This is a genomic window from Streptomyces sp. NPDC091377, from assembly GCF_044757045.1.
Taxonomy (GTDB): domain Bacteria; phylum Actinomycetota; class Actinomycetes; order Streptomycetales; family Streptomycetaceae; genus Streptomyces.
Map to the genome: position 1 here is coordinate 86,498 of NZ_JBIVUE010000014.1, position 25,968 is coordinate 112,465.

At 71.6% G+C, this 25,968-nt stretch carries 24 protein-coding genes; 12 read left to right on the top strand and 12 right to left on the bottom strand.

Annotated elements, in window-relative coordinates; all coding sequences use genetic code 11:
• Positions 1-157: 157 nt before the first annotated feature.
• A complete protein-coding gene (uvrB, locus tag ACIQNG_RS27385) occupies positions 158-2,314 on the bottom strand; it encodes an excinuclease ABC subunit UvrB (protein WP_401488647.1) in 2,157 nt (718 codons plus the stop codon).
• A gap of 102 nt (positions 2,315-2,416) precedes the next feature.
• Positions 2,417-3,382: an MHYT domain-containing protein gene (locus tag ACIQNG_RS27390; protein ID WP_401488649.1), complete on the bottom strand. Its 966-nt coding sequence runs from the start codon at positions 3,380-3,382 to the stop codon at positions 2,417-2,419.
• Between the two features lie 367 nt (positions 3,383-3,749).
• On the opposite strand from ACIQNG_RS27390, the gene ACIQNG_RS27395 reads away from it, so the two are divergent.
• The 5 genes from ACIQNG_RS27395 to ACIQNG_RS27415 all read left to right on the top strand — a co-directional run bounded on the left by ACIQNG_RS27395 (position 3,750) and on the right by ACIQNG_RS27415 (position 8,598).
• Positions 3,750-4,634 (top strand): glycerophosphodiester phosphodiesterase, encoded by an 885-nt coding sequence (locus ACIQNG_RS27395; protein ID WP_401488651.1) that lies wholly within the window; start codon positions 3,750-3,752, stop codon positions 4,632-4,634.
• 99 nt (positions 4,635-4,733) lie between these two features.
• Entirely contained in the window at positions 4,734-5,288 is a 555-nt protein-coding gene (locus tag ACIQNG_RS27400) for a methylated-DNA--[protein]-cysteine S-methyltransferase (protein WP_401488653.1), read from the top strand.
• A gap of 149 nt (positions 5,289-5,437) precedes the next feature.
• Positions 5,438-6,664 (top strand): formaldehyde dehydrogenase, glutathione-independent, encoded by a 1,227-nt coding sequence (gene fdhA / locus ACIQNG_RS27405; protein WP_401488654.1) that lies wholly within the window; start codon positions 5,438-5,440, stop codon positions 6,662-6,664.
• Positions 6,665-6,769: 105 nt separating this feature from the next.
• Entirely contained in the window at positions 6,770-7,681 is a 912-nt protein-coding gene (locus ACIQNG_RS27410; protein WP_401488656.1) for a pseudouridine-5'-phosphate glycosidase, read from the top strand.
• A complete protein-coding gene (locus ACIQNG_RS27415) occupies positions 7,678-8,598 on the top strand; it encodes a carbohydrate kinase family protein (protein WP_401488657.1) in 921 nt (306 codons plus the stop codon). Before ACIQNG_RS27410 ends, ACIQNG_RS27415 begins: the two co-directional genes overlap by 4 nt.
• A gap of 187 nt (positions 8,599-8,785) precedes the next feature.
• On the opposite strand, the gene ACIQNG_RS27420 is transcribed toward ACIQNG_RS27415, so the two are convergent.
• Entirely contained in the window at positions 8,786-9,580 is a 795-nt protein-coding gene (locus tag ACIQNG_RS27420) for a methyltransferase domain-containing protein (protein WP_401488810.1), read from the bottom strand.
• Positions 9,581-9,836: 256 nt separating this feature from the next.
• Here ACIQNG_RS27420 and ACIQNG_RS27425 point away from each other — a divergent pair, with 256 nt between their 5' ends.
• Complete coding sequence (locus tag ACIQNG_RS27425; protein ID WP_401427364.1) at positions 9,837-10,964, top strand: magnesium and cobalt transport protein CorA; 1,128 nt, start codon at positions 9,837-9,839, stop codon at positions 10,962-10,964.
• A gap of 183 nt (positions 10,965-11,147) precedes the next feature.
• Here ACIQNG_RS27425 and ACIQNG_RS27430 read toward each other — a convergent pair whose 3' ends face one another.
• The 3 genes from ACIQNG_RS27430 to ACIQNG_RS27440 form a co-directional block, all read right to left on the bottom strand.
• Positions 11,148-11,576: a CBS domain-containing protein gene (locus tag ACIQNG_RS27430; protein ID WP_401427362.1), complete on the bottom strand. Its 429-nt coding sequence runs from the start codon at positions 11,574-11,576 to the stop codon at positions 11,148-11,150.
• Positions 11,577-11,727: 151 nt separating this feature from the next.
• Entirely contained in the window at positions 11,728-12,138 is a 411-nt protein-coding gene (locus tag ACIQNG_RS27435) for a PPOX class F420-dependent oxidoreductase (protein WP_401488660.1), read from the bottom strand.
• Positions 12,139-12,232: 94 nt separating this feature from the next.
• Entirely contained in the window at positions 12,233-12,865 is a 633-nt protein-coding gene (locus tag ACIQNG_RS27440; protein WP_401427356.1) for a uridine kinase, read from the bottom strand.
• Positions 12,866-13,204: 339 nt separating this feature from the next.
• Here ACIQNG_RS27440 and ACIQNG_RS27445 point away from each other — a divergent pair, with 339 nt between their 5' ends.
• The gene (locus ACIQNG_RS27445; protein WP_401488812.1) at positions 13,205-13,684 is read left to right on the top strand and encodes a DUF1772 domain-containing protein; all 480 of its coding nucleotides are present in this window, start codon (positions 13,205-13,207) and stop codon (positions 13,682-13,684) included.
• Positions 13,685-14,041: 357 nt separating this feature from the next.
• Positions 14,042-15,529: a glutamate synthase subunit beta gene (locus ACIQNG_RS27450; RefSeq protein ID WP_401427353.1), complete on the top strand. Its 1,488-nt coding sequence runs from the start codon at positions 14,042-14,044 to the stop codon at positions 15,527-15,529.
• 95 nt (positions 15,530-15,624) lie between these two features.
• Here the strand turns inward: ACIQNG_RS27450 and ACIQNG_RS27455 are convergent, their stop codons facing one another.
• Positions 15,625-16,149, bottom strand: a complete 525-nt coding sequence (locus ACIQNG_RS27455; RefSeq protein ID WP_401488661.1) for a carboxymuconolactone decarboxylase family protein — start codon at positions 16,147-16,149, stop codon at positions 15,625-15,627.
• 47 nt (positions 16,150-16,196) lie between these two features.
• On the opposite strand from ACIQNG_RS27455, the gene ACIQNG_RS27460 reads away from it, so the two are divergent.
• Positions 16,197-17,909 carry a PLP-dependent aminotransferase family protein gene (locus ACIQNG_RS27460; RefSeq protein WP_401488663.1) on the top strand — a complete coding sequence of 571 codons (1,713 nt, stop codon included), beginning with the start codon at positions 16,197-16,199 and terminating at the stop codon, positions 17,907-17,909.
• 243 nt (positions 17,910-18,152) lie between these two features.
• Here the strand turns inward: ACIQNG_RS27460 and ACIQNG_RS27465 are convergent, their stop codons facing one another.
• Both ACIQNG_RS27465 and ACIQNG_RS27470 read right to left on the bottom strand, forming a co-directional pair.
• Positions 18,153-18,428 (bottom strand): DUF397 domain-containing protein, encoded by a 276-nt coding sequence (locus ACIQNG_RS27465; RefSeq protein WP_401427344.1) that lies wholly within the window; start codon positions 18,426-18,428, stop codon positions 18,153-18,155.
• Complete coding sequence (locus ACIQNG_RS27470; RefSeq protein WP_401427342.1) at positions 18,429-19,289, bottom strand: helix-turn-helix domain-containing protein; 861 nt, start codon at positions 19,287-19,289, stop codon at positions 18,429-18,431. It lies immediately after the preceding gene.
• Between the two features lie 549 nt (positions 19,290-19,838).
• Here ACIQNG_RS27470 and ACIQNG_RS27475 point away from each other — a divergent pair.
• The 3 genes from ACIQNG_RS27475 to ACIQNG_RS27485 all read left to right on the top strand — a co-directional run bounded on the left by ACIQNG_RS27475 (position 19,839) and on the right by ACIQNG_RS27485 (position 23,211).
• The gene (locus ACIQNG_RS27475) at positions 19,839-20,480 is read left to right on the top strand and encodes an ATP-binding protein (protein ID WP_401427339.1); all 642 of its coding nucleotides are present in this window, start codon (positions 19,839-19,841) and stop codon (positions 20,478-20,480) included.
• A 62-nt stretch (positions 20,481-20,542) separates the two neighbouring features.
• On the top strand, positions 20,543-20,920 hold the full coding sequence (locus tag ACIQNG_RS27480; protein WP_401427830.1) for a hypothetical protein: 378 nt from the start codon (positions 20,543-20,545) through the stop codon (positions 20,918-20,920).
• Positions 20,921-21,348: 428 nt separating this feature from the next.
• The gene (locus ACIQNG_RS27485) at positions 21,349-23,211 is read left to right on the top strand and encodes an ABC transporter ATP-binding protein (RefSeq protein WP_401488814.1); all 1,863 of its coding nucleotides are present in this window, start codon (positions 21,349-21,351) and stop codon (positions 23,209-23,211) included.
• Positions 23,212-23,328: 117 nt separating this feature from the next.
• Here ACIQNG_RS27485 and ACIQNG_RS27490 read toward each other — a convergent pair whose 3' ends face one another.
• The 3 genes from ACIQNG_RS27490 to ACIQNG_RS27500 form a co-directional block, all read right to left on the bottom strand.
• Entirely contained in the window at positions 23,329-23,517 is a 189-nt protein-coding gene (locus ACIQNG_RS27490) for a hypothetical protein (protein ID WP_401427336.1), read from the bottom strand.
• Positions 23,518-23,667: 150 nt separating this feature from the next.
• Entirely contained in the window at positions 23,668-24,357 is a 690-nt protein-coding gene (locus tag ACIQNG_RS27495) for a DUF899 domain-containing protein (RefSeq protein WP_401427333.1), read from the bottom strand.
• Between the two features lie 251 nt (positions 24,358-24,608).
• Positions 24,609-25,961 carry an amidohydrolase gene (locus ACIQNG_RS27500; RefSeq protein WP_401488816.1) on the bottom strand — a complete coding sequence of 451 codons (1,353 nt, stop codon included), beginning with the start codon at positions 25,959-25,961 and terminating at the stop codon, positions 24,609-24,611.
• Positions 25,962-25,968 lie beyond the last annotated feature (7 nt).

Consider the following 25,968-nt stretch of genomic DNA (forward strand, 5'->3'; position numbering starts at 1 on the left):
CCGCGAAGCCGCGGTTGCACGAACCCTACGCAGGGGCACTGACAGTGACGTACCCCGGTCGAACTTTGTGTCGGTCTTGCAACACAGGCCGTCCCGCCCTACGGCGGGCGGTCCGAGGGTGCCGGACCCGGGGTGTGACCGGCACCCGTGGCGGGCCTCAGCTCAGGCCCGCCTCCTTCATCTGACGCAACTCCTTCTTCATCTCCGACACCTCGTCACGCAGCCGTGCGGCGATCTCGAACTGGAGGTCGCCGGCGGCGGCCCGCATGCGCTCGGTCAGCTCCTCGATCTGCCCGGCGAGTTCGGCGGCGGGACGGTCGGTCGGCACCGTCTCCTGGGCCTTGCCCTTCGCCGCCTTGGCGGATCCGGTGGCCTTGGCGCCGGTGCCCGCCCTGCCGAGCGAGGGCACGGGTGCCTTGGTGCCCCCGCCGTCCTTGGCGGCTCTGCGGTAGCCGGAGCCGAGCAACTGCTCGGTGTCGACCTCCTCGCGGGCGATCTGGGCCACGATGTCGTTGATCTTCTTGCGCAGCGGCTGCGGATCGACGCCGTTGGCCTTGTTGAAGGCGACCTGCTTCTCCCGGCGGCGGTTGGTCTCGTCGATGGCCTTCTCCATCGCCGGGGTGATCTTGTCGGCGTACATGTGGACCTGGCCGGAGACATTGCGCGCCGCGCGGCCGATGGTCTGGATCAGGGAGGTGCCGGAGCGCAGGAAGCCCTCCTTGTCGGCGTCGAGGATCGCCACCAGGGACACCTCGGGCAGGTCGAGTCCCTCACGGAGCAAGTTGATGCCGACCAGGACGTCGTACTCGCCGGCGCGCAGCTCGCGCAGCAGTTCGACGCGGCGCAGGGTGTCGACGTCGCTGTGCAGATAGCGCACCTGGATGCCCAGTTCCAGGAAGTAGTCGGTGAGGTCCTCGGCCATCTTCTTGGTGAGGGTGGTGACCAGGACGCGCTCGTCCTTCTCGACGCGCTTCCTGATCTCGTGCACCAGGTCGTCGATCTGGCCCTCGGTGGGCTTGACGACGACCTCGGGGTCGACGAGGCCGGTGGGGCGGATGATCTGCTCCACGACGCCGTCGGAGCGGGACATCTCGTACTGGCCGGGGGTGGCGGACAGATACACGGTCTGGCCGATGCGGCCCTGGAACTCCTCCCACTTCAGCGGGCGGTTGTCCAGCGCGGAGGGCAGTCGGAAGCCGTGGTCGACCAGGGTGCGCTTGCGGGAGGCGTCGCCTTCGTACATCGCGCCGATCTGCGGCACCGTGACGTGGGACTCGTCGATGACGAGCAGGAAGTCTTCCGGGAAGTAGTCGAGCAGGGTGTTCGGCGGGGAGCCGGGGAGCCGGCCGTCGAAGTGCATCGAGTAGTTCTCGACGCCGGAGCAGGTGCCGATCTGGCGGAGCATCTCGATGTCGTACGTGGTGCGCATGCGCAGGCGCTGGGCCTCCAGGAGCTTGCCCTGCTTCTCCAGCTCGGCGAGGCGCCCGGTCAGCTCCTTCTCGATGTCGTTGACGGCGCGCTCCATGCGCTCGGGGCCGGCGACATAGTGGGAGGCCGGGAAGACGTACAGCGACTCGTCGTCGCTGATGATCTCGCCGGTGAGGGGGTGGAGCGTGGACAGGGCCTCGATCTCGTCGCCGAACATCTCGATGCGGACGGCCAGCTCCTCGTAGACCGGGAAGATCTCGATGGTGTCGCCGCGGACCCGGAAGGTGCCGCGGGTGAAGGCGGCGTCGTTGCGCGTGTACTGGATGTCGACGAAGCGGCGCAGCAGCTGGTCGCGGTCGATCTCCTCGCCGACCTTCAGCGGGACCATGCGGTCCACGTACTCCTGCGGCGTGCCGAGGCCGTAGATGCAGGAGACCGAGGCGACCACGACGACGTCACGCCGGGTGAGCAGCGAGTTCGTCGCGGAGTGGCGCAGTCGCTCGACCTCCTCGTTGATCGAGGAGTCCTTCTCGATGTAGGTGTCCGACTGCGGGACGTACGCCTCGGGCTGGTAGTAGTCGTAGTACGAGACGAAGTACTCGACCGCGTTGTTCGGCAGCAGCTCGCGGAATTCGTTCGCCAGCTGGGCGGCCAGGGTCTTGTTCGGCGCCATCACGAGGGTGGGGCGCTGAAGCTTTTCGATCATCCACGCCGTGGTGGCGGACTTGCCGGTGCCGGTGGCGCCGAGCAGGACGACGTCCTTCTCGCCCGCCTCGATACGCCGGGCGAGGTCGGCGATGGCCGTCGGCTGGTCGCCGTTGGGCTGGTAGGAGCTGACGACCTTGATGGGTGCCGCTGTGCGTTCGATCTGGGAAACGGGCCGCATGGGTTCCACCGTACGACCCACCACTGACAACCGGTGGCGTTCGACCGGGCAGGCGGCGCTGACCTGCGGTTTCGTGCGGGCTGTGGGGAGGGGTGGCGTGGATCAGTGGCGCTGGGGGGTGCGGGCGCGCTCAGGTTGCGGGCCCGCACCCGGGTCCGGGTTGGGGTTGGGGTTGGGGTTCAGGCTCGGATCCGGCTTCGGGCTCGGATCCGGGTTCGGGTTCGGATCCGGCTTCGGGTCGCGGCGGGGGCCCAGGGTGGGGCGGCGGGGCTGGCGGGGCGGGACGGGGGCGTGGGCGGGGACGCCGGGCCGCTCCTCGGCGCGCGGCCGGTCGGGGGGGCCGGCGAACAGCAGCGGGTCGAAGATCACGACGGCCGCGGCCAGGACGAGGAACACCAGCGGGCCGATCAGCATGGGGGCGAGCAGTTCGGCGGGCGAGTCGCCGGTGGCGGGGGCGGAGGTGCCGTGCAGATGGACGCTGAGGGCGGACATGCCGGTGTAGTGCATGCCGGTGACGGCCAGTCCCATGACGAGGCTCGCGCCCACGCTCCACAGGAGGCCGCGGACCTGTCCCGCGGCCCACAGGGCGGCGGTGGCGGCGGCCATCGCTATGGCGACGGAGGCGGCGACGGTGAGCGTGTTGTACTCCAGCGTGCCGTCCAGGCGCATACCGGCCATGCCGAGGTAGTGCATGGTGGCGATGCCGAGCCCGGTCAGGGTGCCGCCGGTGAAGAGCGCGGTGCCCCGCGCGCCCTTGTAGCCGACGATGAAGATCCCCACGCCGACCATCACGACGGCGACGGCGAGGCTGGCGAACGTGGTCGGCATGTCGTAGTGGACCGGCGCCTCCTCTACCGCGAAGCCCATCATCGCGATGAAGTGCATGGTCCAGATGCCGGAGCCGATCGCCGCCGAGCCGAGGGCGAGCCAGCCGGGGCGCCAGGTGCGGGAGACGAGCTGGGACCTGCAGGTGCAGCGCAGACCGAGCGCGCCGCCCAGGCAGGCCATGAGATAGGCCACCAGTGGGGTGACGAGGCCATAGTTGAATCCGTCGACCGTGCCGTGCATGCGCGGTTGCCCTTCCGCCCTTTGCGTCCCGCAACTGTGTGAAGTGTGCCCCCTCCCCGGACCGCCCCGTCGGTCAGGGTTGACGCAGAGAGTATGACTCGCCGGGACTGATCGAACGACTTTCCGACAAAGAGATGAGAAACAGGCACGACGTCATCTCACTTGTGCGTTCCGCGTGTGAGAACCCTGCGCGAGTGCGTTCAATTCGTATCCATTTCCCACCCCTTCGTTGTTGGTCATCCGGTGTCAGAGTGGCGGCTGTCCGTGATCGTCGATGCGAATCGCACCGTACGGAACGAGTCGCCGGGCAAGCCGAAGCCGCACCGTACGGAACGAGTCGCCGAGCAAGCCGAAGCGAGGAGTACGCATGCACGCGCGCGTTACCGCCGCCACCGCCACCACGACCGCACTTCTGGGAACCGTGCTCGTGGTGCCCGTCTCCGGGGCCCAGGCCGCCGAGCGGGCGGGTGGGGACGGTCCCACCGTGATCGCCCATCGCGGGGCCTCCGCCTACGCGCCCGAGAACACGCTGGCCGCCGTCGACAAGGCCGCCGAGCTGGACATCACCTGGGTGGAGAACGACGTCCAGCGCACGAGGGACGGCGAGCTGGTCGTCCTGCACGACGACAGCCTGGCCCGCACCACCGACGTCGAGCAGGTCTTCCCCGACCGGGCGCCCTGGAAGGTCAAGGACTTCACCGCGGCGGAGATAGCGCGCCTGGACGCCGGGAGCTGGTTCGGCGCGCGCTACGCGGGCGCGCGCGTGCCGACGCTGAAGCAGTTCCTGCGGCGGATCGACCGCCACGACCAGAAGCTGCTGCTGGAGATCAAGCATCCGCAGCTCTACCCGGGCATCGAGCGCGACACGCTGGAGGTGCTCGCGAACGAGGGCTGGCTGGAGCGGCGGCAGGTGTCGAAGCGGCTGGTCGTGCAGAGCTTCAGCGCGGACAGTATCCGGACCGTGCACGAGGTGAAACCCGCCGTGAAGACCGGCTTCCTGGGCACTCCGGCGGTGGACCGGCTCGCGGAGTACGCCCGGTTCACCGACCAGATCAACCCCTCGCACACCACGGTGACAGCGGACTACGTCGCGGCAGTCCAAGCCCTCAAGGGTCCGCACGGCCGGTCGCTGGAGGTCTTCACCTGGACCGTGGACGACGCGGACCGCGCCCGCACGATGGCCGGGTCCGGGGTGGACGGGATCATCACCAACAAGCCGGACGTGGTGGAGCGGGCGGTGGACGGCCGCTGAGGCCCCCCGGTCCCGTGACCGGGGGGTAGCCGGTAGCCGGCAGGTCCCCGGACACGTGCGGCGGGCGGCGTTGTCAGTGGTGGGTCGTACGGTGGGCTCATGAACAGCGATGGGCAGTACGAGCAGCGGGTCGTGTGGGCGGTGGTCGGCAGCGACATCGGTCCGCTGCTGCTGGCCGCCACCCCGGAGGGCCTGGTCAACGTCGTCTTCCACGCCACCGACGCCGTGCGGGACGCGGCGCTCGACCGGCTCGCCTCCCGGCTGGGCACCGCCCCGGTCGAGGCGCCGGACTCGCCGTTGCTGGCCGAGCCGATACGCCAGCTCAGGGCGTATTTCACGGGTGATCGGCAGGACTTCGAGCTGCCGCTGGACTGGTCGCTGATCTCGGGCTTCAACCGGCAGGTGCTGCGGGAGCTGGCCTCCGGTGTGCCGTACGGGGCGGTGGTCGGCTACGGCGATCTCGCCGGCCGTGTCGGTCAGCCCGGCGCCGCCCAGGCGGTCGGCGTGGCGATGGGCTCGAATCCCCTGCCCGTGGTGGTGCCCTGCCACCGGGTGGTGGAGAGAGACGGCGGCATCGGGGGCTTCGGGGGCGGTCTGGAGACCAAGCGGAAGCTGCTCGCCCTGGAAGGGGTGCTTCCCGAGCCGTTGTTCTGATCCCGTGTTCAGGCCGGGCCGTACCGTGTCGGGGGCCGTCCGACAGGTGGCAGGGCGGCGCCGCCGGTAGCAGACTCGGACGTGCGCACAGCCGCTGGCATCCGACTGGCGTCCGGGAAGGCCCGGAGCCGAAGGGACGGCGATCAGGCATGAGCGGAAACAGGGCAGTCGCGTACATCAAGCCGGGCACCGTCGAGGTCAGAACCATCGACTACCCGGGCCTCGAACTCCGGGACGGTCCGGGAGTGGCACCCGCGAACGTGGGCCGCCACTGCCGGCACGGGGTGATCCTCAAAGTGCTCGCCAGCAACATCTGCGGAAGCGACCAGCACATGGTGCGCGGGCGGACGACGGCGCCCGAGGGGCTGGTCCTGGGACACGAGATCACCGGGGAGGTGGTCGAGCGCGGGCCGGACGTCGAGTTCATCGACGTCGGTGACGTGGTCTCCGTACCGTTCAACATCGCCTGCGGCCGGTGCCGCAACTGCAAGGAGCGCGACACCGGGATCTGCCTGAACGTCAACCCGGCCCGACCGGGCGCCGCTTATGGCTATGTCGACATGGGTGGCTGGGTCGGCGGACAGGCCGAGTACGTGATGGTGCCGTACGCGGACTTCAATCTGCTGCGGTTCCCGGACCCGGACCAGGCGCGGGCGAAGCTGCTGGATCTCACGATGCTCTCGGACATCTTCCCGACCGGTTTCCACGGCGCGGTCACCGCGGGCGCGGGCGTCGGGTCGACGGTGTACGTCGCCGGGGCGGGCCCGGTGGGGCTGGCGGCGGCGGCCTCGGCCCAACTGCTCGGCGCTGCGGTGGTCATCGTGGGGGACCTCAACGCCGAGCGGCTCGCGCAGGCACGCAGTTTCGGCTGTGCGACGGTCGATGTCTCGCAGGGCGACGTGGGCGAGCAGATCGCGCAGATCATCGGGGAGCCGGAGGTGGACGCGGCGGTCGACGCGGTCGGCTTCGAGGCGCGCGCCCACGGTCACGACGCCCCCGAGGCGCCCGCCACGGTCCTCAACTCGCTGATGGGGCTCACGCGCGCGGGCGGCGCCCTGGGCATTCCGGGCCTGTATGTGACGGACGACCCCGGTGGGGTCGACGCGGACGCGAAGTCCGGGACGCTGAAGGTGCGGCTGGGGCTGGGCTGGGCGAAGAGCCACCGGTTCGCGACCGGTCAGTGCCCGGTGATGCGCTACCACCGGGGTCTGATGATGGCGATCCTCCATGACCGGGTGCATATCGCCAAGGCGGTCAACGCGACCGTGATCGGCCTGGACGACGCGCCGCGCGGCTACGCCGAGTTCGACCAGGGCGCGAGCCGGAAGTACGTCCTCGATCCGCACGGTGCGCTCCAGGGCGTGCGGCCCGTGTGACGGGCGGGGTGTTCCGTCGGTCTCCCGCCGTCCGGCGCGGGTCACGGGTTTGAGGGTGTCCGCCACCCGCCAGAGATGAGGCAGGACGACTGACGGGAGGCGGACGTGACGTTGGTGGTGTCGGAGGAGGTGCGCGAGGCGGTCGCCGAGCGGCGACCTGTGGTGGCCCTGGAGTCGACGATCATCGCGCACGGGCTGCCGCGTCCGCGCAATCTGCGGGTGGCGGAGGAACTGGAGGCGCTCGTCCGGCGGCAGGGTGCCGTACCGGCCACGATCGCCGTGCTGGACGGGCGGGCGCACATCGGGCTGGACAAGGAGCGGTTGGAGCGGATCGCCACCGAGGACGGGATCCGCAAGCTGGGCCACCGGGATCTGCCGCTCGCGGTGGCGTCGGGGGCGAGCGGTGCCACGACGGTGTCGGCGACGGCCCTGCTGGCGGCGCTCGCGGGCATCAGGGTGTTCGCGACGGGCGGGCTCGGCGGGGTGCACCGGGAGTGGACGGTGACGCAGGACGAGTCGGCCGATCTGGGGCTGCTCGCCCGCACCCGCATCACGGTGGTGTGCGCGGGCGTCAAGTCGATCCTCGACGTCCCGGCGACGCTGCAACGGCTGGAGACGCTCGGGGTGGCGGTCGCCGGCTACGGCACGGACCGTTTCCCCGGTTTCTATCTCTCCGACTCCGGTCACCCCGTGGACTGGCGGATCGACACGCCCGAGCGGGTGGCCGAGGTCATGAGGGCGCAGGATCTGCTCGACGGGCCCGACGCGGCACTGATCGTCGCCAATCCGGTGCCGGAGGAGGACCAGTTGGATCCCGCGCTCCACGCGCGCGTCCTGGCCGACGCGCTGCGCGCGTGCGACGCGGAGGGCGTCAGCGGGCAGGCCGTCACCCCGTTCCTGCTCGACCATCTGATGCGGCACACGGACGGCGCCTCCCTGGAGGCCAATCTGGCGGCGGTGCGCGGGAACGTACGGCTGGCGGCGGAGATCGCGGCGGCCTGGACCGAGGTGACGTGAGCGGGGCCGGGGTCGGGCCCGGGGCGTTGCTCATCGTCGGGGATGTCATCACGGACGTGGTGGCGCGGCATCGCGGGCCACTGGCGGCCGGTACGGACACGGGTGCCGTGATCCGGACCGTGCCCGGCGGCGCGGGCGCCAACGTCGCCTGCTGGGCGGCCCACTGGGGCTGTGCGGACGTACGGCTGCTGGGGCGGGTCGGCGCGGACGCCGCCCAGTGGCACGAGCGGGAACTGGCGGCGAGCGGGGTACGGCCGCGGCTGGTCGTGGACCCGGGGGCGCCGACCGGGACGGTGATCTGCCTGGTGGACACGGGTGCCGAGGCCGAGCGGACCTTTCTGACCGACAGCGGGGCGTCGTTGCGCATCGGTCCCGGTGACTGGTCGGACGCGTTGCTCGACGGCGTCGTACGACTGCATCTGTCGGGCTATCTGCTGTTCTCGGATTCGGGGCGGGCGTTGGTGGCGGTGGCGCTGGAGTCGGCGCGGGCGAGGGGCGTACCGGTGAGTCTGGACCCGGCGTCGGTGGGGTTCCTGGAGGAACTGGGCCCCGAGCGGTTCCTCGCCCGGGTCGGGGGTGTGGACGTGCTGCTGCCGAGCAGGGCGGAGGCGTGTCTGCTGGCGGGGGCGCCGGACGCGGGGGCCGCGGCGGCCGAACTGAGCCACCGCTTCCCGCTGGTGGTCGCCAAGCTGGGGGCGGAAGGCGCGTTGATCGCGCGGTCGGGCGAGGTGCGGGCGCGGGTAGCGGCCGTTCCGGCGGCACCCCGGGACACGACCGGCGCCGGGGACGCCTTCACGGGCGCGTTCCTCGCGGCGCTGGTGGCCGGGGCGGACGTCGAGCCGGCGGTGACGGAGGGTTGCCGCGCGGGCGCGGTGGCGGTCGAGGGGGTGGGAGGGAGGCCGGTGGGGATGAGGTGAGGGGTGGGGTGGGGTGGGGTGGGGCAGGGTGAGAGGTGGGGTGAGGTGGTGGTGGGGCGTCTGGGTGGGGCTCGGCCCGGGGTCCGCTCCCCGGCCCGGGGTGCGTTCCCAGGCTCGTGGTCCGTCGGTCGTGGCGGTACGTCGGCCCGGGCGCGGGGGCATCGGTTCTACGGCCGTCTCCGCGCGGTCATGCCGTCCTCCCCCACGCCGAGATCATCGGGGCCGTGGCCAGGTCCAGGGTGCCTGTGGCGATGTTGGCCAGATGGCGGTCGATCTCCTCGTCCGTGGCGAGGCCGGCCTTGACGAGGGCGTCGCGGACCAGACGGACGGTGGCCGACTCCAGGGTGTCGCAGGCGGGTGAGGCGACGGGGAAGTAGCCGTCGGCCTCCACGTGACGCAGCCCGGCCTCGCGGAGCAGCCTCGGCAGGGTACGGCCGTAGGCGAGGTCGGCACCGCGGTCGCCGAGCAGTCGGCGTACGGCCTGGCGGAGCCGGTCCGCCAGGTGCTGCTCGGGGCCGTGTGCGTCGGGGCACGGCAGCGGCTGGAGTCCGGGGTCGGCGTCCTCGATCAGGAGCCGGCCCCCGGGGCGCAGGGCGCGGACCATGGAGCGCAGGGCGCGCTCGCGGTCCGGGACATGGAGCAGGACGAGCCGTGCGTGCACCAGGTCGAAGCCCTCCTCCGGCGGGTCGTCGGTGGCCACGTCGTGGCGGCGGACCTCGACCGGCGGGCGCGCGGCGGAGGAGATCCAGGCGGTGTCGATGTCGGTGGCGACGACCTTGCCGGTCGGCCCTACCTTCTTGGCCAGCCAGGAGATCACGGAGGTGCCGCCCGCGCCCACCTCCCAGCAGCGCCATCCGGGGCCGACGCCGCATCGTTCGAGGTGCCGGAAGGTCGAGGGGTCGAACAGCGTGGCGAGGGCCGCGAAGCGCTCGCCCGCCTCCGCCCGGCGGTTGTCGAGGAGGTACCCGTCGGTGGGGAGCATGGGGCGAGTCATGTGCTGATCATCCCAGTTGTTCCGATTAAGGGAGGTTGTCGATGCTCCGGTTGCCCCGGTGAGGTGCACCTCGCGGGCCGCCCCGGAGGGATCGGGGCGGTGGGTGAACGTGCTTGTCCACAGGCGGGAACCAAGCGGAATGTGCCGTTTCCACAGGCTTCCCCACGGTTGACTCCGGGCTGGCAGACTGGCGCGACAGGGCGGCGGAGACGCTGTGCGGGGGAATCCAGGTGGGGAGAGCACGATGTCCATGGCAGGGAATCTGCGGAAGGTGACGAGCCTCGGCACGGTCGACGGCCTTCGCAGGGTGGCGCGGCTGGCGCGACGGCGACCAAGGGTGGATCTGAGCCACCCGGCCCGTTCGCCGCTGGGCTCCTCGGTGGTCAACTGCGTGGCGTACGAGCGCGGTCGTCGGGTTCCGGCGTGCGTGGATCTGGTGACCGCGGTGGAGCGGGTGCGCAGGACGGGCGACGGGTTTGTGTGGCTGGGGCTGCATGAGCCGACGACCAGGGAGTTCGCGGGGATAGCCGAGCTGTTCGATCTGCATCCGCTGGCCGTGGAGGACGCCGTCGAGGCCCATCAGCGGCCGAAGGTGGAGCGGTACGGGGAAGCGCTGTTCGCGGTGTTCAAGACGGTCTGCTATGTGGAGCACGAGGAGCTGACCGCGACCAGTGAGGTGGTGGACACCGGCGAGATCATGGTGTTCGTCGGCAAGGACTTCGCCATCACGGTGCGGCACGGCAGCCATGGTTCGCTCGGGCCGCTGCGCGAGGAGCTGGAGTCGGATCCCGAGCAGTTGGCCAAGGGCCCCTCGGCGGTGCTGCACGCGGTGGCGGACCATGTGGTGGACGAGTATCTGAATGTCGTGGAGTCGATGCAGGAGGACATCGACCAGGTGGAGACGGATGTCTTCGCGGAGAACGGCGCCCGGGCGGACCCCGGCCGGATCTACCAGCTCAAGCGTGAACTGCTCGAACTGAAGCGGGCGGTGGTGCCGCTGGGCCGTCCGCTGCTCGAACTGTCCGACCGGACCCATCGCATCGTCGACGCGGAGATACAGGCGTACTTCCGCGATGTCTCCGACCATCAGCAGCGGGCCACGGATCAGATCGCCGCCTTCGACGAGCTGCTCAACTCGATTCTGCAGGCGCATCTGGCGCAGGTGACGGTGGCGCAGAACGAGGACATGCGGAAGATCACCGCCTGGGCCGCGATCATCGCCGTGCCGACGATGGTCTGCGGGATGTACGGGATGAACTTCGAGCACATGCCGGAGCTGGGCTGGCGCTATGGCTACGGCATGGTCATCGCCGTCATATCCGTGGCCTGCGTGACGTTGTACCGGGGGTTCCGGCGCAACGGGTGGCTGTGATCTCTGGGACGGAACCCAGGCGTCGGATCGGGGCCCAGAGATCACGGGTCACAGGTCACGGGTCACAGGTCACGGGTCACAGGTCACACCGGAAGAGGCTCGGGCGGTCTGTCGCGTCCGTCCGATACTCCGGCCGCCCGGGCCCGCCACGCCCCGTCCTGTCCCGTTGCCCGACCGCTCTTCTCAGCTCACGGTGCTCCTGGCGTAGACGCGTTCGGCCCAGGAGCCGATCTGGTCGTCCGTCAGATGCTGGGCCAGGTCGGCCTCGCTGATCATGCCGACGAGGCGCTTGTCCTCGATGACCGGCAGGCGGCGGATCTGGTGCTCCTGCATCTCGTGGATCACCTCGCTGACATCGGCGCCCGAGTCGATCCAGCGGGGGGTGCCCTGGGCCATCTCGCCCGCGGTGACCTTGGCCGGATCGTGGCCCATGGCCACACAGCCGACCACGATGTCGCGGTCGGTGAGGATGCCGCAGAGCCGGTCGTCCGGATCGCCGATGGGCAGGGCGCCGACATTGAGATCACGCATCAGCTGGGCGGCGCGGTCGAGGGTCTCGTGAACGGGGATCCACTGGGCACCACGGTGCATGATGTCTCCGGCAGTGGTCATGAAGTACCTCCCGGTTGCCGGACGGCCGGCGCGGGGCGGGACGCACCGCTAGTCCCGGCGCCCTTCATTCTCGCCGGGCCGCCGGGCACCCGCACCCGGAGCGGGCGGGCACCGGGGACACCGGGTCGGGCGACGGGACCGAAGACGCCGGTCAGGCAGCGAAACCGATGACCTTGTGCGGCACGACGCGGATGATGACCCGGGTCTCGTCGTCCTTCTCGGCGGGCGGGTCGACGCCGAGGTACTTGTGCGACAGCTCAAGCGGGAGGCGCTTGCCCTCGTCGGGGAGGATCTCGGCGGTACCGCGGATCTCGATGGAGGTGTAGGGGTTGGTGATGTCGTAGACGGAGAGACTGATGCGCGGGTCGCGGCGCAGGTTGCGCACCTTCTGACGGCCGTCGAGGGAGGAGAACAGGACGGTGTCGCCGTCGCGTTTGATCCAGACGACCGAGTTCTGTGGAGCGCCGTCGGGGCCGAGGGTGGCGACACCGGCGAAGTTCTTGCCGTCGAGGAGGGCGCGGACGGAGTCGTCGAAGGTGACGGGGGTAGTGGACGCAGTCATGGGCACAGCTTATGTATATGCACGCGCATAGAGTGCTGTTTTCGTGAGACTGGTGCGGCTCAACGGCTCAACGGGCTCAACGGGCTCAGCGGGCTCAACCGTTCCAGGCCGGGTGGCGTGGGTCGTCGGCACGGACGAGGACGTCGGCGGTGGCGGCGGGGTCGGTCTCGTCCTCGTAGCGTGCGAAGGCGGGCAGGGTCCAGTGGTCGGCCTCGGGGGTGCGGCGGCGCAGGGCCGCCGGGGAGAGGAGGACATGGACGGTGAGGTCGAAGGGGAACCAGTGCCGCAGGAGCAGGGGGCCGTGCAGCAACAGCGCCCCGCCGGGCGGGAGTCGGACGTAGGGGCTGCGCGTGGCGCGGTCGGTGACGGGGTCGCGCAGGTCGGGCAGGACGCGGCCGTCGCCGTCGGGTTCGAGCGGGTTGAACACCTCGCGCCAGAGGGCGCCGCTGTCGAACCAGCCGTCGTAGTAGGCGTCCACGTCATGGCGGCCGTGCTCCAGGCGCAGGGAGGCGGGGCGCAGGAAGCCCTGGGTCGCCACGGCGAGCGCCGGTCGGCCCCGGACGCGCAGGGCCTCTCCGACCCGTTCGGCGAGGGCTCCCGGGTCGGCCGCCGGGGCGCCGTCGAAGGCGATCCGGGGCCAGGGGCTGCCGTCGGCCGGTTGCAGGTCGAGCAGCCGGTCGGCCAGTAGATCGGCGAGCCGGTCCCAGGTGATCGCTTCGAGTCGCACCCGGCCATGATCGGTCATCGCGCGGGGCGGGCCCAAGGAGTCCCGGTCGCCCGGCCGCCCGGCCGCCCGATCACTCACCCCGCCCAGTCGCCCAGTCGCCCGGTCCCTCAGCCGTCCACTCGACCAGTCGCTCGGTCGCTCGGTCGCTCGGTCGCCGGGCGGAACGGCTTCGTCCGGCCGGCGGCCCTGGACGCTCGCGTATGTCCCCGCGCCGTTCGGCCATGTTGCGGAGGGGCGGGTGGGCATTGACTGGAGGAGACGGCTGGAACGGCTGGTACGGATGGAACGGCCGGGCCTGGCCGGGCCCGGTACTTCGCAGGAGTGGACGTGGGAGTCGAGATGATCGAGGGACCGTACTTCGTGCTGACGATGCTGGGCGTGCTCGGCACGGGCCTGATCGCCGGAGTCTTCTGCGGCTTCTCGACCTTCGTGATGCGAGGGCTGGCCGGGTTGCCGCCCGCTCAGGGCGTCGCCGCGATGCAGTCGATCAACGTGACGGCGGTCAGACCTCCGTTCATGACCGTGTTCGCGGGTACGGCGGTGCTGAGCGCGGTGATCGCGGTGGTGACGTTCGTGTTGTGGCCGGACGAGGGCACGGTCGAGTTGCTGCTGGGCAGCGCGCTGTACCTGTTCGGCACCTTCGGGCTGACGATCGTGGCGAACGTGCCGCGCAACGAGGCTCTGGCGAAGCTGGAGGCCGGTACGGCGGAGGCGTCGTCGTACTGGTCGACGTACCTGCGGGAGTGGACCTTCTGGAACCACGTCCGCACCGTCGCCTCGGCCGCCGCCGCGATCTGCTACGTGCTGGCCATCGCCTAGATCACCTAAATCACCTGGATCACCTAAATCACCTGGATCGTCTCGTCCGCCTGGGGGCCGGTTGTCGGCCACCGCCCGGATCGTCGGGTCCCCGAGGAGTCGTCGTGGGTGGCGGACGGTCGTATGGTGGCCGAAGGGGCAGGGAGAGCCGCCCTGGGCCCCGAGAACCGTCCTGCACCGTTCCTGCACCCGGCGGCGCCATCCCCCCGACACCGGGCACGGAGCACCAAGCACGGACACCGAGCACGGACACGGAGCACCGAGCACCGAGCACCGAGCACCGAGCACCGAGCACCGAGCACACCCAGGCATCACCCTCCCCGCACGGCCCGTCACCCACCCCCGAGGAAGACGGCCATGGCAGACCTCAAGGGTTTCATGAACACGCCCCGGCAGGAGTGGCCGCGCAGGCCCGTCGGGGAGCGGGTGCGCGACTGGCACGAGGTGTACGTCCCGGGCGCGCTGCTGCCGATCGTCAGCGCGCAGGCGGATCGCTGCATGGACTGCGGCATCCCCTTCTGCCATGACGCGTGTCCGCTCGGGAATCTGATCCCCGAGTGGAACGACCTCGTCTCGCGCGAGGACTGGCGGGCCGCGTCCGACCGGCTGCACGCGACGAACAACTTTCCCGAGTTCACCGGCCGCCTGTGTCCGGCGCCGTGCGAGGCCGGGTGTGTGCTCGCCATCAATCAGCCGGCCGTGACCATCAAGAACGTCGAGTGCGCCATCGCCGATCGCGCCTGGACGGACGGTCTCGCGCCGCCCCGCCCGCCCGACCGGCTCTCGGGGTGGACCGTCGCGGTGATCGGCTCCGGCCCCACCGGACTCGCCGCCGCGCAGCAGCTCACGCGCGCGGGGCACACGGTCGCCGTGTTCGAGAGGGACGACCGGCTCGGCGGGCTCATGCGGTACGGCATCCCCGAGTTCAAGATGGAGAAGCACCATCTGGAGCGGCGGCTGGCGCAGATGCGCGCGGAGGGGACGAAGTTCCGTACGTCGACGGTGGTCGGCCGGGACATCCGGGCCGACGAACTCCGTACCCGCTACGACGCCGTGGTGATCGCCACCGGAGCGACCGCGTGGCGTGAGCTGGACGTCCCGGGCCGCGAACTGACCGGCATACACCAGGCGATGGAGTACCTTCCGCTCGCCAACCGCGTCTGCGAGGGCGACCTGGAGACCTCACCGCTGTCGGCCGCCGGCAAGCATGTCGTGATCGTCGGCGGTGGTGACACGGGGGCCGACTGCCTCGGCACGGCCGTGCGCGAACAGGCCGCGTCCGTCACCCAGCTCGACATCTACGCGCAACCCGGCACCGAGCGCGACGAGGACGCCGAGCCCTGGCCGACGTACCCGAGGATCTACCGGCTGTCGGCCGCCCACGAGGAGGCCGGAGAGCTGCGTACGGCGCCCGCGGCCGATGCCGACGCCCGGCTGTTCGCGGCGTCCACGCTCCGCTTCACCGGGGACGCCGAGGGCAGGGTGCGTTCGCTGCGTCTGGTCGAGGTCGACGCCGCGCGCCGCCCCCTTCCGGGCAGCGGCCGGACTCTCCCCGCCGACCTCGTGCTGCTCGCCCTCGGCTTCTCCGGGCCGGACCGCGCCGACGGGATCGTGGACCAGCTCGGGCTGGCCATGGACCCCCGCGGCACCATCAACCGTGACCGGGACTTCGCGACCAACGTCCCCGGCGTGTTCGCCGCGGGTGACGCCGCGCGCGGGCAGTCCCTGATCGTCTGGGCCATCGCGGAGGGCCGGGCGGTGGCGGCGGCCGTCGACCACGCCCTCACCGGCACCTCGACCCTGCCGACGCCGATATCGCCGTACGACCGCCCGATGACCGTCTGAGCGAGCCGAGGCGAGGCGACCCGAGCCGAGCCCGAGCCGAGGCGAGCCCGAGCCGAGCCCGACGCCGTCGGCCGTGGGCCGTGGGCCGTGGGCCGTCAGCGCCGCTCGTCCGTCCCCGCCACCTTTCCGGTCGCCAGGGCCACCCGGTTCCATGTGTTGATGGTGAGGATCAGCGAGATCACCTGGGCCAGTTCCCGCTCGTCGAACGCGGCGGCGGCCCCGGCGTACGCCTCGTCGGGGACGCCACCGTCCGCGACCAGCGTGATCGCGTCCGTCAGCGCGAGCGCCGCCCGCTCACGCGCGGTGAAGAAGTGCCCGGCCTCGCGCCACACGGCGACCATGTGGAGCCGGTCCTCGCTCTCACCGGCCTTGCGGGCGTCGTTGGTGTGCATGTGGAGGCAGTAGGCGCAGTGGTTGAGGTGCGAGGCACGGATCTGGATCAGCTCGACCAGGGCGGGGTCGAGTCCCTCGCGGGCGGCGGCGTCCAGACCGATGATCGCGCGGAAGACCTTCGGGGCGGTTCGCGCGAGGTCGATCCGGGGCGTCTGCGGCGTCCGGGGCGTGGGGGCCTTCTCCGCCGCGTGCACGGTGTGGGCCTGGTCTGCGGTGTTCGTCGTCATGTCCACCAACCTACGTGCCTGAAAGACCCCCTGTAGGGTGCAATTTCATGGCGGAATCATGGGTCAATTCAGCGGAGCGCATCGGTGCTGACCTGCATCTGGAGCTGACCGGTCCGGGTGGGCGGCGGGCGGCGTTGATCCGGGCGCTGCGGGACGCCGTACGCAGTGGGCGACTGGCGCCGGGCACCCGGCTGCCGCCCTACCGCTCGCTCGCCGCAGACCTGGGCGTCGCCCGCAACACGGTCGCCGACGCCTACGCGGAACTGGTGGCGGAGGGGTGGCTCACCGCCCGGCAGGGATCCGGCACCCGGGTCGCGATGCGCCCGGCCGCACCCCCACGCCCCACCACGGGATCGCCGCGACCCGCCGCCACGGGGTCGCCACGCCCCGCCACGGGATCGCCGCGCCCCGCCACAGGCAGAGCGGCCCCGCACCCCGCGGAATCCTCCCGACGCGCCGCACGAACGCCCCGAACGCCCCCTCCACGCGCGCGGGGATCACGCCATCACCTGCTCCAGGGCACCCCGGACGCGTCGTCGTTCCCCCGCGCGGCCTGGAGCACGTCGTACCGGCGGGCGCTCCAGCAGGCGCCGAACGAGGCTTTCGGGCCGGGTGACCCGGCGGGCCGCCCGGAACTGCGTCTGGCGCTCGCCGAATACCTCGCCCGCGCGCGTGGCGTACGCGCCGAACCCGACCGGATCGTCGTCTGCTCGGGCTTCGCCCACGCCCTGCGGCTGCTGTTCCAGGGGCGCGTCCTGCGCGGCCCGCTGGCCGTGGAGGAGTACGGCCTCGGCTTCCACCGGGCGCTGCTGGCGGAGGCGGGCGTACGGACCGTTCCACTGCCGCTGGACGAGCACGGGGCGCGGGTGGACCACCTGGGCCGGGAGCGGGCGGCCCTGCTGACACCCGCCCATCAGTTCCCGACCGGCGGCCCGCTGCACGCGACGCGCCGCGCGGCGGTGATCGAGTGGGCACGCGCGCGGGGCGGCGTGGTCCTGGAGGACGACTACGACGGCGAGTTCCGGTACGACAGAAGACCCGTCGGCGCGGTGCAGGGGCTCGACCCCGAGCACGTCATCTACATCGGCTCGGTCAGCAAGAGCCTGTCCCCCGCGCTGCGCCTGGGCTGGATGGTGCTGCCCGAGCGGTACGTCGCGGACGTCGTCACCGCCAAGGGCGAACGGGAGGCGTGGGCGAGCGTCCTGGACCAGCTGGCCCTCGCCGACTTCCTCCGCTGCGGCGCGTACGACCGTCATGTGCGGCGTATGCGGCAGCGCTACCGGGGTCGCCGGGACCGGCTGGTCGCCGCGCTCGCCGAGCGGGCGCCGCACATCGAGGTGACCGGGGTGGCGGCCGGGCTGCACGCCGTGCTGAGGCTGCCGCCGGGCACGGAGGCGTCCGCCGTCAAGGCCGCCGCGTGGCAGGGCGTGGCCCTGGACGGCCTGTCCGCGTTCCGCCACCCCGCGTTCCGCCACCGCGCGGCACCACCCCGGGCCACCGACGGGCCGTCCGCCCACGCACTGCCCGCCCACGCACTGCCCGCCCACGCACTGCCCACTCATGGACCGCCCACTCATGGACCGCACACCGACAGACCGACCGCAGGCAGCCCGACCGGGGACAGACCCGCCGCAGACAGACCCGCCGCCGGCGGAATGGTCACCGACGGCCTCGTCGTCGGGTATGCGACCCCGCCGGAACACGCGTACGCCGCGGCGCTGGAGGCCCTGTGCGAGGTGCTGCCGCCACCCCAGCCCTGAGCGCGTCGGCCTGTGGTCGGCCCGCGGTTCGGCCCGCAGTTCGGCCCGCGGCCCCGACAGAGAGAGGGACCGCCCGGAGGTTCGGGCGGCCCCTGCGTCACGATGCGGAGTCGATCAGTTGCGAAAAGGTCGAACGATACGACGATGATCGGTACAGTACGGTCAGTGCTCGGAGCCCACTACAAGGTGTCCAATTCAGTGCCAAATTAAGGGAGTTGAGAAGCAAAAAATCAGCAACACCGGTCAGGAGAGCAGAAAGTCGGCCTCCCCCGCCTTGGCGCCCTCGATGAACGCCGTCATCTCGTCGGTGGTGTAGATCAGGGCCGGCCCGTCGGGGTCGGTGGACTGCCGGACCGCGATCCGACCGTCGGCGAGCTTCATCGCCTCAAGGCAGTTGCCCCCGTTGCCGCCGCTCCACGGCTTGTGCCAGCCTTCGCTGCCCAGCTCCCGCGCGGGCATGCCGTTGTAGATCCGCGCGACGCGGCTCAGCGGCTTCGGCTGGGACGTGGTGCCATCCATTCACAGCTCCTTGCGGAGATCCCTGAGGATCTCCTTCGTGCGTTGTGCCGTAGCGGCCTGCGCCGCCATGCGGTCCATGACCTCCAGGTAGGTGGCTACCTCGGCGCGCGCGTCCAGATAGACGGCGCCGGTCAGGTACTCGCTGTAGACCATGTCCGGAAGTTCGGGCATGGCGAATCGGAAGAGGACGAAGGGTCCGTACGTACCGGGGTGGGGCCCGGACGCGAAGGGGATGAGCTGGAGCGTCATGTGCGACAGCTCCGTGGCCTCCAGCAGCCGGTCGATCTGGGCGCGCATCACCTCGGGGCCGCCGACCGAGCGGCGCAGCGCCGTCTCGTCCATGACGACCCACAGCCGGGGCGCGTCCTCGCGGGTGAGCAGGGCCTGGCGCTGCATGCGCAGGGCGACATGGCGTTCGATGTCGTCGGGGCGGGTCTGCCCGACGGCGCCCGCTTTGAGCACCCCGCGCGCGTAGTCCTCGGTCTGGAGCAGTCCGGGCACGAAGTGCGGGTCGTAGCTGCGGATCAGCCGGGCGGCGCCCTCCAGGCTGACGTACATGGAGAACCAGCCGGGCAGGATGTCGTGGAACCGCTGCCACCAGCCGGGCTTGTTCGCCTCCTCGGCGAGCTGGACGAACGCGTCCGCCTCGTCCTCCGGGATGCCGTACGCCTTCAGGAGCAGCTGGAGGTACGGGATCTTGAGCGCGACCTCGGCCATCTCCATACGGCGGACCGTGGCGGGCGCGACGCGGAGGATCTTGGCGGCCTCCTCGCGCTTGAGCCCGGCGTTCTCCCGTAGGTCCAGCAGGCGTCGGCCGAGGACGACCTGGCCGACCGTCGGCGCTGACCGCGGCTCACTCACGCTGCACCTCCACACAAGCGACTGAGGGACCTACCGACCTACGCGACATGCGCGTACGGACGTACTGACATACGGACATTTTGCAGTGCCCGCCGGATGACCCGTCGGGCAGCCCACCGCGACCTGTCCGGAACCCCGACAGGCCGCCCTCGCCGAGCCGCCGCCCGAAGCCCGAGCGCCACCCGACACCCGGACCGCCACGCGAAGCCCGAGCGCCGCCCGACACCCGGACCGGCCGCACGAAGCCCGAGCGCCGCCCGAAGCTTGGACCGCCATCCGAGGACCCGGACCGCCACCCGACGCCCCGCGCACCGTCCGACGCCCCGAGCCCGGGGCCCGGAGGGGCACCGGCCGGGACGGCCGACCGAGGAGCCAACAGGCCGTGCGGCGCCGTTCGAAGACATTTTCGAAGGCAGATACGGCCTTCGGTCCCGAACTGGCGCCGCTCGACATGCTGTTGCGTGCAGTGTGCCACGCCCGTCCAGAGAGTCACACAGCACTCTGCAATTTTCAGAGTGACACTTGCCAAGTGTTCACGGCGGGGCGATAGTGGCAAGCGTGATTCCGTCCCCGCCCTTAGGAGCAGACGCCGCCGCAGGCCGCTTCGGCCTCGACGGCGCCGCTACGTCGGCAGGCCCCGCCGAGGCCGCCGCCGAGCGCCGGTTCCGCTTCGAACTGGCCGCTCATCCGGGTTCACCCGCGCAGGCCAGACGGCTGACGCGGGCCCGGCTGACCGGCTGGTCGGTGTGCGAGGACACCTGCGACACGGCGGCCCTGGTGGTCTCCGAGCTGGTCACCAACGCGATCGTGCACACCGCGAGCGATGTCGTCGTCTGCGAGCTGCACGACGGTGACGATCTGGTGCGGATAGCCGTGCGTGACGAGGGCTGTGCGCCCGGTGAGCCCATGCCGTCGCCGCAGCGCCCCGAGGAGGAGCACGGGAGGGGACTGCTCCTCATAGACGCCCTGTGCCGGGCATGGGGCGCTCAGGAGCACGGCCCCGGGCTGCTGGTCTGGGCGGAGCTGCCGCGCCGTACCGACGCCCCACAGGGCGACCTCGGCTGGGGCGCCCGTCCCAAGCCCGGCCCCGCCCAGGGTGGCTCGGACGACGAGGAGACCGAGGGGCGACTCGGCCGGATCATGATGCCGCGCGAGCGGAACGGGGAGTTCGGCGAGAGGGGGAGGCCGTGAAAGCCGCGTCCTGCGGAGGCCAGGCGGTCAGCCTGGACACGCTGGTCCGACTGGGGCGCGAGATGCGGGTGCCCGGTCATTCCGCGCACCCGGCGCCGCGCAGACTGTCCGTCCCGGACGGCATGACGGCCCCGATGGGCTGCGACGCGGTCGCGGTACCGGCCGATCTCGGCCCGCTCGTCATCCCCCGGCTGCCCCGTGTGGGCTGCGTCTACGCCGATGAGGCGCACTGGTGGTGGCTGGTCCCGTCCGACTCCGACTACGCCCTCGACTGGCCCGCCCCGGCCGAGTACACCACGGGCGCCCTGGTCGCGGACGACCCCCGGCTGATCCACCGGCCGGACGGAACCCTGCCGTACACCCCGCCGATCCCCCTGTACCTGGCCCTGTGCCGGCTGACGGGGACGACACCGAGCTGGTCCCGGTCGGTCACCGCCTAGGCCACCGGCCCGCTTCCGGCGCTCGTACCACCCCGATTCCGCCCCCGTACAACCACCCCGATGCGCGGGCCCCGACCCCACCCCCCGCCACTCCACCCCACCCCACCCCACCCGCGACCTGATCCCCCGACACGGGGCTGCCCCCGGTACGGCGGGGCCTGCCCCCCGGGTACGGCGCACATGCCCCCGGCGTACGCCGTCGCACCCCCGGCTCCTCCCAGGACGCCCCACCGCGCCCTCCCCCCTCACGCCCCCTGCCGCGATAGTGGCCGTTCGTCCAGGGTCGAGACGGGTCGGAACGGACCTGGTCCGGCGTCGGTGCGGGGAGGCCGGGATTGAGCGCACGGCGGCGCGGACACGAGAAGGCCGAGCCCACGACGACGTCCGAGTCGGAGCGGCTGCTCTTCGGCGGCCCGCTCCGCTACGACATGGGCTGGAGCACACACGAGGACGCCTTCCTCGAACTCGGCTTCCGGGCGATGATCGTCCGCCTCCCCGCCCTGCTCTCCGCCAGTTTCCGGCTCGCCCTGGAGGCCGACCGGCGTGCCACGCGGACCGTGCTGGCCGCCGAGATCGGCCGGGGCCTGTCCCAGGCGGTCGGACTGCTCGCCGTCAACAGTGTGCTGGCCCGGCTGATCGGCTCCGGCCCGATCGGGGACCGGCTCGGTGACGCCGTCCCGGCACTGGCCGCCGTCGCCGCCGTCACCATGCTGGCCGCGCTGCTGCGCGCCGCCTCCACCTACGCCACCGGCCGCCTGGAACCCAAGGTCGAGCGGGTCGCGACCGAGCAGTACCTGGAACGGGCGGCGGCCGTCGAACTGGCGGCCATCGAGGACCACACCTTCCACAAACTGCTGGACACCGCGCAGTACGGCGCCTCCTCCGCCCGCCGGATGATCAGTTACTCCGCGCGCGTGGTGAACGCGGCGATCTCCCTGATCGCGGCGGCCGGAGTGCTGACCGTGCTGCATCCCGCGCTGCTGCCGCTGCTGATCACGATGACGCTGCCGAGCGCCTGGAGCGCACTGACCCTGGCCCGACGCCGGTACGAGTCCTTCCACGCGTGGGTGCAGCACGCGCGGGCGGGCCGACTGATCGGTCAGCTGCTGATCGAGCCCGAGGCGGCGCCGGAGATCCGGCTGCACGGGGTCGGCCCGTTCCTGCTGCGTCACTTCCGCTCGATGTCGGAGACCGCGGAGGCCGAACAGGCCCGGCTGGCCCGGCTCGCCGCCCGGACCGGCCTGATCGCGGCGGCCTGGACCGGCCTCGCGACGGTGGCGACGTACTCGACACTCGGGGCGCTGCTGCTGAGCGGCGCGATGGCGCTGTCCGTGGCCGGTACGGCGGTCATCGCGATCCGCACCGGCTCGGGCAACCTGGACACCCTGGTGGTCGAGCTGAACGCGCTGCACGAGGAGGCCCTGTTCGTGGGCGACCTCCAGCGGCTGCACCGGGAGGCGGAACCGCGGATGATCCCGGCGGGCGGTACGGCGCTGCCGGAGGACCCGGGCGAGATCCGCTTCGAGCACGTCAGCTTCACCTATCCGGGTGAACGGCCGCGGCCCGCCCTGGCTGACGTGACGCTCACCGTGCCGCTCGGGAAGATCGTCGCGCTGGTCGGCGAGAACGGCTCCGGCAAGACGACCCTGGTCAAGCTGCTCGCCGGGCTCTACGCGCCGGACGGCGGCCGGATCCTGTGGGACGGCGTCGACGTCGCGGGCGCCGACCGCCGTGAGCTGGCCGAGCGGATCGCGATGGTGGCGCAGGACTTCAAGCGCTGGCCGTTCACGGCCCGGGTCAATGTGGCGGTGGGGCGGTCGGCCGCGCCGATCACCGAGGAGCGGCTGACGGCGGCGGTCGGCGAGGCCGGGGCCGACGAGGTGGTGGCGGACCTGCCGAACGGACTGGACACCCTGCTCGCCCGGCACTTCAGCGGCGGCCATGAGCTCTCCGGCGGCCAGTGGCAGCGGCTCGGTATCGCCCGGGCCGCCTACCGCAGGGGCCGGATCCTGATCGTGGACGAGCCGACGGCGGCACTGGACGCCCGCGCCGAGGCGGAGGTCTTCGACAAGATCCGCGCCCTGGCCGGTACCGGTCAGACGGTCGTCCTGATCACCCACCGCCTGGCGTCCGTCCGCCACGCCGACCTGGTCCATGTGCTGGACCACGGCCGCCTCGTGGAGTCCGGCACCCCGGACGAACTGCTCGCCGGCGGCGGCATCTACGCCGAGCTGTACGCGCTCCAGGCGGAACAGTTCACGGCACGGGTGCCTGCGCCGAAACAGGGCTGAGGACAGCCCCGGACCCGGTCGACCCTGTCGGCCCGCTACGCCCCATCCCGCCGAGGCCCCGCCCGCCCGGCCCCGCCCACCGGACACGCCCCGACCGCCGGTCTCGGCAGACCGGCGTCACCCGCCACCCCGTGCCCCGTCCCCACCACCGCGCACGATCACCAGAAAGGCGTCCGAAGCCAGGTCCATGACCACCTCCGCCGCCAGCCCCTCCAACTGCCGTGCCCGCGCGAACTCCTCCGCGGGCCACGATCCGCGCGGCCCACCCGCGGGAAAGCGTTCGAGCACCCTTCGCCCGTTCACCATCTCGCACCTCCACAAAACGTCGAACTCGTAGGAGTCAACGCCCTCCGGGAGCGAAACGGCGCCCACTGTCACCGGACCGAGACCGAGTTGACACCCCGCCGCCCAGCCCCACCCCTCCCCCGTCACCGGCGTCAGGCCCCGTACCGGCCGTCAGTCCTCGTACTCGTCGTGGTAGTAGGCGGCCACGCTGGGCGCGGCGGGGCCGAACACGGACGCGCGCCCCTTGGGGGCCTCCCACTCCTCCTGCCGGCCGAGCACGGTCAGATCGAGGAGGCTGGTGGTCGAGCCGAGCCCGTCCAGTCCGCGGTCGTACGCCGAGTAGGTGTGGAGGATCCGGTCGCCGTCCCGCAGGAAGCTGCTCAGCCCCGGCTGCTCGAAGGACTCCCCGTCGTGCTCGTCCGTCACCTCGAAATCGGCGTTGAAGTCGTTGTCGTAGGACGAGTACCAGGGCAGCGTCCACCCCATCCGCGCCTTGAACGGCAGGATCTTGGTGTACGGCGCCCGGGAGACGGCCGCGAAGGAGGTCCGGCGGGCGTACAGATGGGCGAGATGGCCGATCTGGTCGAGGAGGTAGGAGCAGCTGCGGCAGCCGGACTCCCACTCGGGCGCGAACATGAAGTGGTGGACGACGAGTTGGTTGCGCCCCTCGAACAGGTCGAGCAGGGTGGCTTTGCCGTCGCCGCCCTCGAACACGTACTCCTTGTCGATCTCGACCATGGGCAGTCCGCGCCGCTCGGCGTTGAGCGCGTCCCGCGCGCGGGTCACCGCCTTCTCCTTGACCAGCAGTTCCTGCCGCGCCTTGCGCCACTCTTCGCGCGAGACGACTTCCGGAAGCGACATGGGTCCTCCTGTGCAACAGTCCCGTCGACCTGCAGACCGCCGCACACGCGGAAACTCATCGCGCCGCCCGAAGATTTTTCAAGAACCCGGCGAGATTTGTCTTCTCCGCAGGTCAGGTGCGGTACGACACCGGCAGCTCGACCGGCCCCCGGGCCCGCGGGGGGCGCCGCCACCGTACGTCGGTGTCCGCGAGGGCGGGATGCGGGAGCCGTTCGAGCAGCGCGGCGAGCGCGGTCTCGGCGCGCGGACGCTCAGGTGTCGTAGTCCTGGATCCGCCGCCCGTGGCGGCGGTCGAGGAGCGCGGGCAGGCGTTGCCGGAGTTCCCGTACGACTTCGGGCACGTCGAGGGTGAGCAGTTCGCGGTCGCGCATGAGCACGCGGCCGTCCACGACGGTGGTGCGTACGTCGGCGGAACGGGCGCTGTGGACGAGGGTGGCGGCGAGGTCGTGGACGGGCTGGGTGTGCGGTCCGTCGAGGTCCACGAGGATGATGTCGGCCCGGCGGCCGGGGGCGAGGGAGCCGACGACCTCCCCCAGGCCGACGGCGCGGGCGCTCTGGAGGGTGGCGTGGTGAAGGGCCTGCCGGGCGGTGAGCCAACGGGGGTCGCCGGTCGTGGACTTCTGGAGCAGCGCGGTGAGCGTCATGGACTCCCAGACGTCGAGGGAGTTGTTGGAGGCGGCGCCGTCGGTGGCGAGTCCGACGGGGACGCCGAGGTCGCGCAGGGCGCGGACGGGGGTGGTGTCCGGCCAGCCGAACCGCAGATACACCCGGGGTGCGGTGGCCACGGCCGTACGACCGCCCGCGCGTGCCAGGACGGGGAGGTCGCGGTCGAGGATCCCGGTGCCGTGCGCGAGGAGGAGTTCGGTGTCGAGCAGTCCGGTGCGTTCGAGCACCTCGACGGGGGTGGCTCCGTGCCGGGCGAGGCTGGTCTCGGACTGGTCGCGGTTCTCGGCGGCGTGGAGGTGGACGGGGAGTCCGTGCTCGTGGGCGAGGACGGCGGTGGCGGCGAGATCGGCGTCGGTGACGGTGTAGGGGGCGTGCGGGGCGAGCGTGGTGGTGATCCGGCCGCCCGCGCTCCCCCGGTGCCGCAACGCGAACTCCAGCGACCGCTCGCGCCCCTCACGCCCCTGCGAGGAGAAGTACGCCTGCCCGAGGTGGGCCCGCATCCCGCACTCCGCCACGACAGCGGCGACCTCGTCCATCGCGAAGTAGTGGTCGGCGAAGCAGGTCACCCCGCCCCGGATCATCTCGGCGCACGCGAGCCGCGCCCCCAACTCCACATCCCGTGCGCCCAGATTCGACTCCACGGGCCAGACGACGTCGTTGAACCACTCGTCCGTCGGCAGATCCTCCGCGAGCCCCCGCAGCGCGACCATCGGGGCATGCGTATGACAGTTGACCAGCCCCGGCAACGCGACCAGCCCCCGCGCGTCGAGAACCTCGGCAGCCTCGACCCCCGCCCCCTCACGGGCATCGACGACAGCCTCGACGACCCCACCGCGCACGACGATCGCCGCATCCTCCCGAAACCCGATCCCCTCGTCCTCCCCATGAACGAGAACCGTGCAGGACCGGATCACCAGATCAGCACCCGCGCCCCGAATCCCGCTT